General features: G+C 66.2%; 13 protein-coding genes. 7 read left to right on the top strand and 6 right to left on the bottom strand.

Translation table 11 applies throughout. From position 1 onward, the window contains the following. Nucleotides 1-121: 121 nt before the first annotated feature. The 4 genes from ASE78_RS08940 to ASE78_RS08925 form a co-directional block, all read right to left on the bottom strand. Entirely contained in the window at nucleotides 122-313 is a 192-nt protein-coding gene (locus ASE78_RS08940) for a hypothetical protein (protein WP_056495878.1), read from the bottom strand. A 10-nt stretch (nucleotides 314-323) separates the two neighbouring features. After that, nucleotides 324-2,984: a pyruvate, phosphate dikinase gene (ppdK, locus tag ASE78_RS08935; RefSeq protein WP_056495874.1), complete on the bottom strand. Its 2,661-nt coding sequence runs from the start codon at nucleotides 2,982-2,984 to the stop codon at nucleotides 324-326. Nucleotides 2,985-3,099: 115 nt separating this feature from the next. Further along, the gene (gene glyS / locus ASE78_RS08930; RefSeq protein ID WP_056495872.1) at nucleotides 3,100-5,298 is read right to left on the bottom strand and encodes a glycine--tRNA ligase subunit beta; all 2,199 of its coding nucleotides are present in this window, start codon (nucleotides 5,296-5,298) and stop codon (nucleotides 3,100-3,102) included. Beyond that, nucleotides 5,295-6,176: a glycine--tRNA ligase subunit alpha gene (locus ASE78_RS08925; protein ID WP_056495869.1), complete on the bottom strand. Its 882-nt coding sequence runs from the start codon at nucleotides 6,174-6,176 to the stop codon at nucleotides 5,295-5,297. Before ASE78_RS08925 ends, glyS begins: the two co-directional genes overlap by 4 nt. Before the next feature lie 217 nt (nucleotides 6,177-6,393). Between ASE78_RS08925 and ASE78_RS08920 the strand changes: the two genes are divergently transcribed. The 7 genes from ASE78_RS08920 to pth all read left to right on the top strand — a co-directional run bounded on the left by ASE78_RS08920 (nucleotide 6,394) and on the right by pth (nucleotide 10,429). Further along, the gene (locus ASE78_RS08920; RefSeq protein ID WP_055760886.1) at nucleotides 6,394-6,588 is read left to right on the top strand and encodes a hypothetical protein; all 195 of its coding nucleotides are present in this window, start codon (nucleotides 6,394-6,396) and stop codon (nucleotides 6,586-6,588) included. A gap of 361 nt (nucleotides 6,589-6,949) precedes the next feature. Further along, complete coding sequence (locus tag ASE78_RS08915) at nucleotides 6,950-7,369, top strand: hypothetical protein (protein WP_056495866.1); 420 nt, start codon at nucleotides 6,950-6,952, stop codon at nucleotides 7,367-7,369. Continuing rightward, nucleotides 7,366-7,569 carry a helix-turn-helix transcriptional regulator gene (locus ASE78_RS08910; protein ID WP_055760894.1) on the top strand — a complete coding sequence of 68 codons (204 nt, stop codon included), beginning with the start codon at nucleotides 7,366-7,368 and terminating at the stop codon, nucleotides 7,567-7,569. Before ASE78_RS08915 ends, ASE78_RS08910 begins: the two co-directional genes overlap by 4 nt. Further along, on the top strand, nucleotides 7,559-7,996 hold the full coding sequence (locus ASE78_RS08905) for a hypothetical protein (protein ID WP_156351374.1): 438 nt from the start codon (nucleotides 7,559-7,561) through the stop codon (nucleotides 7,994-7,996). Before ASE78_RS08910 ends, ASE78_RS08905 begins: the two co-directional genes overlap by 11 nt. Next, nucleotides 7,993-8,841: a TraB/GumN family protein gene (locus ASE78_RS08900; protein WP_056495860.1), complete on the top strand. Its 849-nt coding sequence runs from the start codon at nucleotides 7,993-7,995 to the stop codon at nucleotides 8,839-8,841. The genes ASE78_RS08905 and ASE78_RS08900 overlap by 4 nt, the downstream gene beginning before the upstream one ends. 253 nt (nucleotides 8,842-9,094) lie before the next feature. Further along, nucleotides 9,095-9,781 carry a 50S ribosomal protein L25/general stress protein Ctc gene (locus ASE78_RS08895; protein ID WP_055760903.1) on the top strand — a complete coding sequence of 229 codons (687 nt, stop codon included), beginning with the start codon at nucleotides 9,095-9,097 and terminating at the stop codon, nucleotides 9,779-9,781. 81 nt (nucleotides 9,782-9,862) lie between these two features. After that, on the top strand, nucleotides 9,863-10,429 hold the full coding sequence (pth, locus tag ASE78_RS08890; protein WP_056495857.1) for an aminoacyl-tRNA hydrolase: 567 nt from the start codon (nucleotides 9,863-9,865) through the stop codon (nucleotides 10,427-10,429). A 149-nt stretch (nucleotides 10,430-10,578) separates the two neighbouring features. Here pth and ASE78_RS08885 read toward each other — a convergent pair whose 3' ends face one another. Both ASE78_RS08885 and ASE78_RS08880 read right to left on the bottom strand, forming a co-directional pair. Next, on the bottom strand, nucleotides 10,579-10,854 hold the full coding sequence (locus tag ASE78_RS08885) for a hypothetical protein (protein ID WP_055760908.1): 276 nt from the start codon (nucleotides 10,852-10,854) through the stop codon (nucleotides 10,579-10,581). A 222-nt stretch (nucleotides 10,855-11,076) separates the two neighbouring features. Next, a complete protein-coding gene (locus ASE78_RS08880) occupies nucleotides 11,077-11,796 on the bottom strand; it encodes a metallophosphoesterase family protein (protein ID WP_056495854.1) in 720 nt (239 codons plus the stop codon). Nucleotides 11,797-11,877 lie beyond the last annotated feature (81 nt).

Below are 11,877 nucleotides of genomic sequence, written 5' to 3'. Positions count from 1 at the left end.
GGGGGGGGGTAGGCCGGTTGTGGAGCGCGCACGTTTCCTCTCGGGCCGACCCACCCCCGGCCCCTCCCTTGTCAGGGAGGGGAGCAGATTCGGACGGCATTTCGTTGAATGTCGATCCCGCCTAGAACGTCACCCATTCCGGCCCACCGGGCGACACCACATCCTCGACCTTGTCGCCGATCTTCGTCACCGCCAGCAACAGCGCGATCACGACGATCAGGTCGATGACGATCACCGCCCCCCACACGAAGGCGGGATGGAACGGGCCGATCCGGTCGAACCCGTCGCGCGTCACGCGCGCCGCATCCCTCATCTGGCCCCCCTCACTTGGCCAACGCCGCCTGCGCCGCCGCCAGCCGGGCGATCGGCACGCGATACGGGCTGGCCGACACGTAATCGAGCCCGACCTTCTCGCAGAACGCGATCGACGCCGGATCGCCACCATGCTCGCCACAGATGCCGAGCTTGATGTCGCCCCGCGTCTTGCGCCCGCGCTCGGCGGCCAGTTCGATCAGCTCGCCCACGCCCTCGACATCGATCGAAACGAACGGATCGCGCGCGTAGATGCCCTGCTCGACATAGGCGCCGAGGAACCGGCTGGCATCGTCGCGGCTGACGCCCAGCGTCGTCTGGGTCAGGTCGTTGGTGCCGAACGAGAAGAATTCGCCCACCTCGGCGATCTCGCCGGCCTTCAATGCCGCGCGCGGCAGCTCGATCATCGTGCCGACCAGATATTCGATCCGCCGTCCCTTGTCGGCGAACACCGCCTCGGCCGCCTTATCGACTACCGCCTTCATCAGCTCCAACTCGCGGCGGGTGCCGACCAGCGGGATCATCACCTCGGGGATCGGCGCATCGCCCGATTTCTCGGCGACGATCACCGCCGCCTCGAAGATCGCGCGCGCCTGCATCTCGTAGATTTCGGGATAGGTCACGCCCAGTCGACACCCGCGATGCCCCAGCATCGGGTTGAACTCGTGCAGCTCCGCCGCCCGCCGCTTCAACTGCTCGACCTCGATTCCCGCAGCCTCGGCCACCTCGGCGAACTCGGCTTCCTCGTGCGGCAGGAATTCGTGCAGCGGCGGATCGAGCAGGCGGATGGTGCAGGGCAGCCCGACCATCACCTCGAAAATCTCGACGAAGTCGCTGCGCTGTTCGGGCAGCAGCTTGTCGAGCGCGGCGCGACGCCCCGCCTCGTCCTCGGCGAGAATCATCTGCCGGACCGAGGTGATGCGCGACTGTTCGAAGAACATATGTTCGGTGCGGCACAGGCCGATGCCCTCCGCGCCGAAATCGCGCGCGGTGCGGCAGTCGAGCGGGGTTTCGGCGTTGGCGCGCACCTTCAACCGGCGGACGCCATCGGCCCATTCCATCAACGTGCCGAAATCGCCGGCCAGTTCGGGCTGGACGGTCGCGACCGCGCCCGCCATCACCTCGCCGGTAGCACCATCGATGGTGACGATGTCGCCTTCGCGAATCTCCCGGCCCGCGACCTTCATCACCCCCGCCTTCGCATCGATCGAGATCGACCCCGCGCCCGACACGCACGGCCGCCCCATGCCGCGCGCGACGACGGCGGCGTGGCTGGTCATCCCGCCGCGCGCGGTCAGGATGCCGCGCGCCGCGTGCATGCCGTGAATATCCTCAGGGCTGGTTTCGGTGCGGATCAGGATCACCGCGTCGCCCGCATTCGACCGGCGCTCGGCCGTATCGCTGTCGAACACCGCGATGCCGCTGGCGGCCCCCGGCGACGCCGGCAGTCCCTTGGTCAGCACGTCGCGCGCGGCATTGGGGTCGAGCGTCGGGTGGAGCAACTGGTCGAGCGCCTGCGGATCGACCCGCGCGATCGCCTCCTCGCGGGTAATCAGCCCTTCCTCAGCCATGTCGACCGCGATCTTGAGCGCGGCCTTGGCGGTGCGCTTGCCCGAGCGCGTCTGGAGCATCCACAGCTTGCCCTGCTGCACCGTGAACTCGATGTCCTGCATGTCGCGGTAATGCCGCTCCAGCCGGTCGAACACGGCGGCCAGCTCGGCATAGGCCTCGGGCATCGCCTCTTCCATCGACGCCGGCTTGGCGTTCGCCCCCTCGCGCGCCGCCTTGGTCAGATATTGCGGGGTACGGATGCCCGCGACGACATCCTCGCCCTGCGCGTTGATGAGGAATTCGCCGTAATAGGCATTGTCGCCCTTCGCCGGATCGCGGGTGAAGGCGACGCCGGTGGCGCTGGTGTCGCCCATGTTGCCGAACACCATCGCCTGCACGTTGACGGCGGTGCCCCAGTTGGCCGGAATGTCGTTCAGCCGGCGATAGACCTTGGCACGGTCCGCCTGCCACGATCCGAACACCGCGCCGACCGCGCCCCACAACTGGTCATGCACGTCCTGCGGGAACGGCTTGCCCCACAATTCCTCGACCAGCGCCTTGTATTCGGCGACCAGCGCCTGCCAGTCGGCGGCGGTCATCTCGGTGTCGAGGTAATAGCCGTGATCTTCCTTGGCGATCTCCAGCGCTTCCTCGAACCGGCCATGGTCGAGTTCGAGGACCACGTCCGAATACATCTGGATGAAGCGGCGATAGCTGTCCCATGCGAAGCGCGCATCGTCCGACACCTGCGCCAGCCCCTCGACCGTGCGGTCGTTGAGGCCGAGGTTGAGCACCGTGTCCATCATGCCCGGCATCGACACCCGCGCACCCGACCGCACCGACACCAGCAGCGGATCGCGCTCGTCACCGAAGGTCTTGCCCGTGATCCCCTCGATATGGGCGATGCCGGTGGCGACCTCGTCCCGCAGCGAATCGGGGAACGCCTGTCCTTCGTCGTAATAGCGGGTGCACATCGTCGTCGCGATGGTGAACCCCGGCGGCACCGGCAGGCCGATGGAGGCCATCTCGGCCAGGTTCGCGCCCTTGCCGCCCAAAAGCGTCTTGTCGCCCGATCCGCCGTCCGACACCCCGCCGCCGAAGCGATAGACATACTGGGTCATGCTGCCGTGCAATCCTCATGCTGTCCGCTGGATCGGGCACAGGCCCGCAGCGGGGTATCGTGATTCGCGAGCCTCAAAGGCCATGGCGTCCCGTTAAACGGGTTAAACCGTCAGGTCATCCCTCGATTTTGGCAAAGTCGGCAACGCTATGCACCGCGCCACGCACCCTTGCCAGCAACGCCAGCCGCGCGGCGCGTTTCGCCGGATCGGCATCGTTGACCGTCACCTCGGTAAAGAACGCATCGATCGGCGCGCGTAAGGAGGCAAGCGCCGCCATCGCCTCCTCGAACCGCTCGCCTTCGATCGCGGCGGCCGCGCGCGGCTCGGCCGCATCGAGCGCGGCGATCAGCGCCGCCTCGGCCGGTTCGGGGGTATAGTCGCGGGCGACCTCGGCATCGGCGGGCGCTTCCTTCTTCAGAATATTCGCCGCGCGCTTGTACCCGGCGAGCAGGTTCGCGCCGTCCTCGGTGGTGACGAACCGCTGCAACGCATGGACGCGCGCGAGGAGGCGGACGAGATCGTCCTCTCCACCCAGCGCGAATACAGCGTCGATCAGGTCGTGGCGGACGCCGGCCTCGCGTTGCTGGACTTTGAGGCGGTCGGCGAAGAAATTGAGAACTTTGTCAGGTGCGGCAGAGTCCAAAACCTCAATCGTCGGATGCGTTGCGATTGCCAAGCGAAGCCGCTCGGACGGTAAGATGTCTGCTCGACTCAAACCAAGAATGTCGAGTGCATCTGATACGAGGCGAACGCGGTCGTTGTCGCGCTTCTGTTCAGCATCAATCCTTTGATCCCAGACCAAAGCAGCGATTCGGGACGACGCATTAAGCAGCGGAACGCGAATACCCGCCCGGTCAATTATCTGAATAATGCCTAGGCAAGCCCTACGTAGGGCGAATGGATCGCGTGAACCAGAAGGAGGCATTTCCACAGTAAAGAAGCTGACAATCGTATCCAGCTTATCCGCCAGACTGACCGCCACCGTTACCGGCGCGATAGGAACGTCATCCCCTTGGCCCACCGGCTTGTAGTGATCGCGCACCGCCTCGGCGACTTGCGGGTCTTCACCCTGCGCGGCGGCGTAATAGCCGCCCATCAGCCCCTGCAATTCGGGGAACTCGCCGACCATGCCGGTGACGAGATCGGCCTTGGCCAGTTCCGCCGCGCGCCGTGCGAGCGCCGGATCGCAGCCCGGCACGATGCCTTCCTGCGCCAGCCACTCGGCCAGCTTCGCCACCCGCTCGACCTTGTCGGCGACCGTGCCGAGCTTCTCGTGAAACACGATCTTCGCAAGCTTGGGCAGCAGCGCATCGAGCGGCGTGCGCAAATCCGTCTCGTAAAAGAACTTCGCGTCGGACAGCCGCGCCGCCAGCACCTTGGCGTTGCCCGCGACGATCCGCTCGCCGCCATCGGCCGCGTCGATGTTCGCGGTGCAGACGAACGCATTCGCCAGCCGCCCTTCGCCATCGCGGCACACGAAATATTTCTGGTTCACCCGCGCGGTCAACTGGATCACCTCGGGCGGCACCGCCAGATAGGCTGCGTCGAACCGCCCGATCAACGGCACCGGCCATTCGGTCAGCCCCGCATTCTCCGCCAGCAGCCCCTCGTCCTCGACCAGTTCCAGCCCGGCACCGCGCGCCGCCATCTTGGCGCCGACCGCGATGATCGCGGCGCGTTCGTCCTGATCGACGATCACATGACACGCGCGCAGCTTCTCGACGTAATCGCCCGCCGACCCGATCGTGATCGGACCCGGATGGTGGAAGCGATGGCCGAGCGTCGTCGCCCCGCTGCTCACGCCCGCGACCTCGCATGGCACCACGTCGCTGCCGAACAGCGCGACGATGCCCTGCAACGGCCGCACCCAGCGCGGCGATTCGGGACTGAGCGACACCGCGCCCCAGCGCATCGACTTGGGCCACGGAAACGCCCGCACGATCGCCGGGATCGCCGTGCCCAGCACGTCGGCAGTCCGCCGCCCCGGCACCTCGGTCACCGCGAACAACACGCCGTCGCGCTCAATCAGCACCTCGCGCGTCAACCCGGTCTTGCGCAGGAACCCTTCGAGCGCCTGCGGCGGGGCGGATGCCCGCGGCCCCTTCACTTCCTCACGCACCGCTTCCGTAGCCTCGGGCAGATCATGCGCGATCAGCACCAGCCGCCTGGGCGTCGCATAGGTCGTGACACGCGGCGCGGCGATCCCCGCCTTGGCGAGCTCGGCGACGAACAGCTTGGCCAGATCCTCGCGCGCACGCGCCTGCATCCGCGCCGGAATCTCTTCGGAGCGCAGCTCCAGCAGGAAATCGCTCATGCCACCCACCCCGGAAAGCTCGCCTGCCATTCGGGCGTCCGCATCTCGATCCACTTCTGGCACGATCCCTTCGCCAGATCGCGGACGCGCGCGATATACGCCTGCCGCTCGGCGACCGAGATCACGCCGCGCGCACCCAGCAGGTTGAAGATATGGCTCGCCTCGATCGCCTGTTCATAGGCCGCGATCGGCACGTCGGCGGCCAGCGCATTCTCGCACTCGGCCACTGCCTTGCGGAACAGGTCGAACAGCGACTCCGTATCGGCGACCTCGAAATTCCACTTCGACATCTGCTTCTCGTTTTCGAGAAACACGTCGCCGTAGGTCACGCCCCCCCTCCCATCGACAACGTCGTTGAACGCCAGGTCGTACACGCTGTCCTTATCCTGGATATACATGGCCAGCCGCTCCAGCCCATAGGTCAGCTCGCCCGCCACCGGCTTGCAGTCGAACCCGCCCATCTGCTGGAAATAGGTGAACTGGGTGACTTCCATCCCGTCGCACCACACTTCCCAGCCCAAGCCCCAAGCACCCAGCGTCGGCGACTCCCAGTCGTCCTCGACGAAGCGGATGTCGTGGTGGGTGAAGTCGATCCCGATCGCCGCCAGCGACCCCAGATACAGTTCCTGCAAGTCGGGCGGCGAAGGCTTCAATATCACCTGATACTGGTAATAATGCTGCAACCGGTTCGGGTTCTCGCCATAGCGGCCGTCGGTCGGGCGGCGGCACGGCTGGACGAAGGCGGCGTTCCACGGCTCCGGGCCCAGCGCCTTCAGCGTCGTCGCCGGGTGGAACGTCCCCGCCCCCATGCGCATGTCATAGGGTTGCAGGATCACGCAGCCCCGATCGCTCCAGTATTCGTGGAGGGTCAGGATCATCTTCTGGAAACTGAGCGGGGCGGACACGGAGCCTCGTCGCGTAAGGGAAAACAGGCCCCAGCGCCTAGCGCCTGCCCGCCGCGCGGGTCAAGCGACCCCCGTGTCACGATCACACGATATTATGTCAGGTTGTATTGACAATAAGCGCGAATCACTCGATACATAGTCAGGTAAGCACGACACAATGTCAGCATCCAACGACACAGGGGATAATCCGATGGCATCGCAACCGGCACGACGCAGCCCCAGCCTGCTGGCGATCGGCTTCTTCATCCTCGTGGTGTTCCAAGGGGTGAAGCTCGATCTGCCACGGGTCGTCACCGTGCCGCTCCCGGTCGCGGTCGATACCGCCCACGGCATCGCCATCGCCGCAAAACTGGGCGACGCCGCGATTTCGCTGAGCTGGCGCTGACAGACCCCGCGACAAGAAACACCACCCCAACCCCATCGTCACCCCGGACCTGTTCCGGGGTCCACCGTCCCGCAGACGCACCCGGCGTTGCTTTGTTGGAACCGTAGACCCCGGAACAAGTCCGGGGTGACGAAGGAGGGGAAAAGACCCGCCCTTTCCGTCATCCCGGCGAAGGCCGGGATCCATGGACCCGAAACACCGTGACAAGAAGCGCCACCCTCACCCCATCGTCACCCCGAACCCGTTCCGCGGACGCACCCATCGTTGCTCTCACGGGATCATAGCCCCCAGACCAAATCCGGCATGACGACCGGGGAAAAGCCCCGCCCATATCCAACCACCCCAATCCGAAAGGCCCCACATGCCCGACCCCCAATGGGGCGAACGCCGCGCCACCGCCCGGCAACGCGCCCGCCGGCGCTGGATCGCCGGTATCACCGCCGTGGTCCTCGCCTCGCCCTTCGCGCTTCACCATGGATCGAAACATTATGCGGCGAATGGCGGCGTGATGCCCGACGGCCGGTTCCCGCTGTGGATCCCGATCCTCTACTGGCTCCTCGTGGTCGCGATCGCGCTCGCCGGCGTGATCCGCCTCTACCGCGCCAGCGACGAATTCGAACGCCGCCGCCTGATCGACGGGTTCGCGGTCGGCGGGCTGCTGCTCGGGCTGCTTGTTCCGCCGCTCTTCTTCCTCGATTTGAGGTTCGGCCTTATCTACGCATGGCTGGCGGCACTCCTTGCCGGCCTCGCCACCTTCACGCTGCGCCGGTCCGCGCCATGAAGAACCGCCTGAAGGTGCTGCGTGCCGAACGCGACTGGAGCCAGGCCGAACTCGCCGGGCGGCTCGACGTGTCGCGGCAGGCGGTGAACGCGATCGAGACCGGCAAGCACGATCCCTCGCTCCCGCTCGCCTTTCGCATGAGCCGATTGTTCGCGCTGCCGATCGAGGATATTTTCGAGGATGATGTCGATGCACGATAACTGGGGCACCACGCGCGAACGATCCCGCAAGCGGCGGCGGTGGCAATGGGTCGGACTGGCGGTGGTTCTCGTCGTGCTGGCACCGATCGCCGCGTCGTTCGGGCTGGGGCTGGTCGAAGGCATCTGGTCGGTGCGTGATCCGGGGACGACCGTCAGCACGCGCGACCATATCGGCTATGTCGGCGTCGCGATGACGATGCTCGTGGCACTCGCCGTCCAGTATCGGCTGTGGCGAGCGGCCGACGAGGTCGAACGCGGCCAGATCGCCACCGCGCTGTCACTCGCCGCGATCGTCGCGTTGACCATCTTGCCGGTCCTGTCGCTGGCGCAGGGTCCGCTCGGCCTGCGCAACCCGGCGATGATCGGCTGGGGGCTGGCCGCCGCGACGCTGATCGCCACGCGGATCGTCCAGCGGCTGCGCGGATGATTGCCCGCCTGGCTGCCGCGCTGCTCTACTGGGTCGCGCTGGCCAGCCCGCTCGCCGCCCCGCTGCCGCTCACCCCGGCGCTGTGGGTGGCGCGGGGGAACGGCGCGACGGTATGGCTGTTCGGAACGGTGCATCAGCTACGGCCGGCCATGCCATGGCTGACCGGCCGGGTCGCGCAGGCATTCGCGGCGAGCGACACGCTGCTGCTCGAACTGGTCGCGCCCACGCCCGTCGAAACCGCCGCCGCATTGTCCGCGGTCGCGCAGCCGCAGCCGCTGCCCGCCGATCTGCGCCGCCGCCGCGATGCCCGCGCGGCGGCGCTGGGCTTTCCGCCCGGATCGTTCGACCGCCACGGCGCGTGGTTCGCCGCGACCTCGATCGGTGGCGCGCGGCTGGCGCGCGCCGGCTACACCAGCACCCCCGCCCCCGAAACGCTGCTCGCCCGGTTGGCCGGACGCACCGGCAAGCAGGTCGTCGGGCTGGAAACCCAGCGCACCCAACTCGGCATGTTCGCTGCGCTGCCGGCATCGGTACAGCGGCGGATGTTGGCGCAGGCGCTGTCGGGGGACGGCGTGGCGACGATGGACCGGCTGGTCGCCGCATGGGGGTCTAGACAGGTGTCCGCGCTCCGCACCTTGCTCGACACCGACATGGCGGCCGCCGGCCCGGCATTCCGCGCGACCCTCCTCGACCGTCGCAACGCCGCCTTCGCAGACGCCATCCGCCGGCGGATGACGCCCGCGACGACATTGTTCGTCGCTATCGGCACCGGGCATCTGCTGGGTCCCGGCGGCGTGCCTGCGCGCCTCGCGGCCAGCGGCATGGTGATCGAACGGGTGCAATAGGGGCGGATAACCCGTCTTTTCCCGACGCTGTCCTACATCGGCCGGTGCCACTATTCCTTGTTCCGCCCTGCCGTTCCGGGCCGCCGGTTGGCGCACCGTACCGACGTCGCTAGTGTAAACTTTGTAAACTTTGCCACGCTTGCCTTTTTTGCCATTCTCGCCTAGTCGCCCGCGCTTGTCCGTTACGCCGGGGTCATCCCTGGAGGTCCGGCGCGGCCAAGATCTGCAACACCGTATCTTTAAGGAAGACAAGATGAGCGACACGCTGCACCTGTCGGCCGAGACGCGCGACCGGGTTGGCAAGGGAGCCTCCCGTGCCCTGCGTCGCGATGGCCGCGTCCCCGCCGTGATCTATGGCAACAAGGAAGAGCCCCAGGGCATCCACCTGAACGCCCGCGAACTGATGAAGCAGCTCATGACGGGCCACTTCATGAATTCGGTCATCATGGTCGACGTCGGTGGCAAGAAGGTGCGTACGCTGGCCAAGGACGTCGCGTTCGACGTCGTCTCGGACCAGCCGATCCATGTCGACTTCCTGCGCATCTCGAAGAATGCGACCGTGACCGTCGCCGTGCCCGTGACCTTCGTCAACGAAGACGAAGCCCCCGGCATCAAGCGCGCCGGTGGCGTGCTGAACGTCGTGCGTCACGAAATCGAACTGGTGGTCGAAGCGTCGAACATCCCGACCGAGATCGTCGTCGATCTGACCGGCCGCGAAGTCGGCGACTCGATCCACATTTCGGAAGTGTCGCTGCCGAACGGTGCCGAACCGGCGGTTGAGGATCGCGATTTCACCGTCGCCACCATCGTGCCGCCGACGGTCCCGACCGCCGCGGACGAAGCGCTCGACGCCGAAGTCGCCGAAGCACAGTCGGCCGAAGCCGCTGCCGAGGCGGAAGCCGAAGCGGCCGCCGACGAAGAGGACAAGGCCGAGGGCTGATCCGCCCTTTCGCCGGTATCTTGATGGAGCGGGGCGGCCGGACACGGCGGCCCCGCTTCTTCGCGTTTGGAGGCTAAGTGTATGAAAATATGGGCAGGTCTGGGCAATCCAGGGCCGCAATATGCGATGCACCGCCACAATATCGGCTTCATGGCCGTCGATTCGATCGCCGAGGTCCATGGCTTCGCCGCCCCCCGGCGTGGCTTTCAGGGCTGGGTTCAGGAAGGCCGGATGGGCCCGGAAAAGGTGCTGTTGCTCAAGCCCGGCACCTGGATGAACGAAAGCGGCCGCGCGATCGGCGAGGCGATGCGCTTCTACAAGCTCACCCCCGCCGACGTGACCGTGTTCCACGACGAGCTCGACCTCGCCCCGTTCAAACTGAAGGTGAAGACCGGCGGCGGCCATGCCGGCCACAACGGCCTGCGCTCGACCGACCAGCACATCGGCCCCGACTTCCGCCGCATCCGGCTGGGCATCGGCCATCCGGGCCACAAGGACCGGGTAACGCCGCACGTTCTCGGCAATTTCGCCAAGGCCGAACTGGACGACCTGACTGACCTACTCGGCGCGGTCGCCGCCGAATCACCATGGCTGGCGGCTGGCGACGACGTCCGCTTCATGAACGAAATCGCCCGCCGCATGGGCTAGGCACGACTCCGACTACCATGACCAAAGATCAACGACTCGCTCGCCAGAACCCCGGCGACCAGCGCCGGACACGACAACGGCGCCGCAGCCTGTTGCTACGACGCCATCACTATCGTTCGATCAGCGAGCCTGACCGGCCCGCCCGTCGCTTAGTTCGGGCTCGAGTCGCTGCCGCCGCTGGCCGCGACGACGATGATCGAGATGAGCACGATGCCGCCGATGATCGCCGGGATCAGCAGGCCACCGGCCGCAATGAACTCGGCGTCCTTGGCAACCTTGCGCTTCGCCGGAGCGGTCATCGACTGCACCGGGGCATTCACCGCCGGGAACGCCGCGCTGCCCGCGCGCTGGCCTGCCATCGCGACCGTCGAACCGGCCATCACATATCCCGCAAGCGCGATTGCGAGCGCACCCTTCTTCAGCATCGTTCGCCTCCCGTTGCGCGCGCATCGATGATGTTGCGGCGCGAAAATCATGTCCCCCGGTACTGCATCCGGGCATTTGCGTCAACCACGGCACCTGTTTTTGCACTGCCGCAAAACAAGCATCGCGAAAGAATAACCATGGGCCGTGACGATCCGTTCCCGATGAAATCCCGAATCTCAATGTACTCCGCGCGAGGTAAACAAGCGGTTAGGGAGCACCGTTCATGCGCCGACCGTCAGCACTTCGCTGCGATCATCTTCCAGATATACCGCCGACAACCGTCCGGTCCGATAGGCACCGGTGTCGATTCCGATGCGGTTGGGGCGAATCTGCACCGTCGGCTCGATGCTGTGACCATGCACGATCACCGCGCCGTGATCGCTTTCGTCGTACAGAAAATCGTCGCGAATCCACAACAGGTCCTCGCGGGACTGCCGCCGCAGCGGCACGCCGGGACGAACCCCGGCATGGCAGAAGAAATAGTCGCCCGACTGCGCGGTGAGCGGCAATCGCTGCATCCACTGCACCCATTGCCGCGGGATCGCCACGCGCGCCCGGCGCAGGAAATCGCGCATGTCGTCGTCCGGCCCCGGCGGATCGATGCCGAAACTGCGCAGCGTGTCGCGCCCGCCGACGTTCAGCCACCCGCGCAGCGTCGCCATATCGCCGGCCAGCGCGCGCAGCATCGCTTCCTCATGATTGCCCTGCAGGACGATCACCCGGTCGCTACGGGTTTGAAGATCATGCAGAAATTCGAGGACCTTGGCGCTGTTGCCACCACGGTCGATCAGATCGCCGATGAAGATCAGGTGGAGCGACTCCACCGGCGGCAACCTTGCCGAATGCTCGCCGATCACATCGACCATTTGGCGCAGCAGATCATAGCAGCCATGAATATCGCCGACAGCATAGATGCGTTCGCCTGAATCCGTGCTTGGCAAGGCTGCGGTTCCCGATATAGCGTGAGTTAAGGGGTTATTTGGGGGAAGAGACGGGTCGCGTCTATGCCGGGTACGACAAGG

Source organism: Sphingomonas sp. Leaf25, from assembly GCF_001421635.1.
Taxonomy (GTDB): domain Bacteria; phylum Pseudomonadota; class Alphaproteobacteria; order Sphingomonadales; family Sphingomonadaceae; genus Sphingomonas.
The sequence above is the reverse complement of the archived record's forward strand: the minus strand, read 5'-3'. Positions and strand labels throughout refer to the sequence as shown.

Bases quoted from the DNA above. Each gene is read 5' to 3' on its own strand.
- ASE78_RS08895 (WP_055760903.1), top strand. From the start codon at position 9,095: ATGAGCGACACGCTGCACCTGTCGGCCGAGACGCGCGACCGGGTTGGC.
- ASE78_RS08915 (WP_056495866.1), top strand. From the start codon at position 6,950: ATGCCCGACCCCCAATGGGGCGAACGCCGCGCCACCGCCCGGCAACGC.
- ASE78_RS08905 (WP_156351374.1), top strand. From the start codon at position 7,559: ATGCACGATAACTGGGGCACCACGCGCGAACGATCCCGCAAGCGGCGG.
- ASE78_RS08885 (WP_055760908.1), bottom strand. From the start codon at position 10,854: ATGCTGAAGAAGGGTGCGCTCGCAATCGCGCTTGCGGGATATGTGATG.
- ASE78_RS08910 (WP_055760894.1), top strand. From the start codon at position 7,366: ATGAAGAACCGCCTGAAGGTGCTGCGTGCCGAACGCGACTGGAGCCAG.
- ASE78_RS08900 (WP_056495860.1), top strand. From the start codon at position 7,993: ATGATTGCCCGCCTGGCTGCCGCGCTGCTCTACTGGGTCGCGCTGGCC.
- glyS (WP_056495872.1), bottom strand. From the start codon at position 5,298: ATGAGCGATTTCCTGCTGGAGCTGCGCTCCGAAGAGATTCCGGCGCGG.
- ASE78_RS08920 (WP_055760886.1), top strand. From the start codon at position 6,394: ATGGCATCGCAACCGGCACGACGCAGCCCCAGCCTGCTGGCGATCGGC.
- pth (WP_056495857.1), top strand. From the start codon at position 9,863: ATGAAAATATGGGCAGGTCTGGGCAATCCAGGGCCGCAATATGCGATG.
- ASE78_RS08925 (WP_056495869.1), bottom strand. From the start codon at position 6,176: ATGATCCTGACCCTCCACGAATACTGGAGCGATCGGGGCTGCGTGATC.
- ppdK (WP_056495874.1), bottom strand. From the start codon at position 2,984: ATGACCCAGTATGTCTATCGCTTCGGCGGCGGGGTGTCGGACGGCGGA.
- ASE78_RS08940 (WP_056495878.1), bottom strand. From the start codon at position 313: ATGAGGGATGCGGCGCGCGTGACGCGCGACGGGTTCGACCGGATCGGC.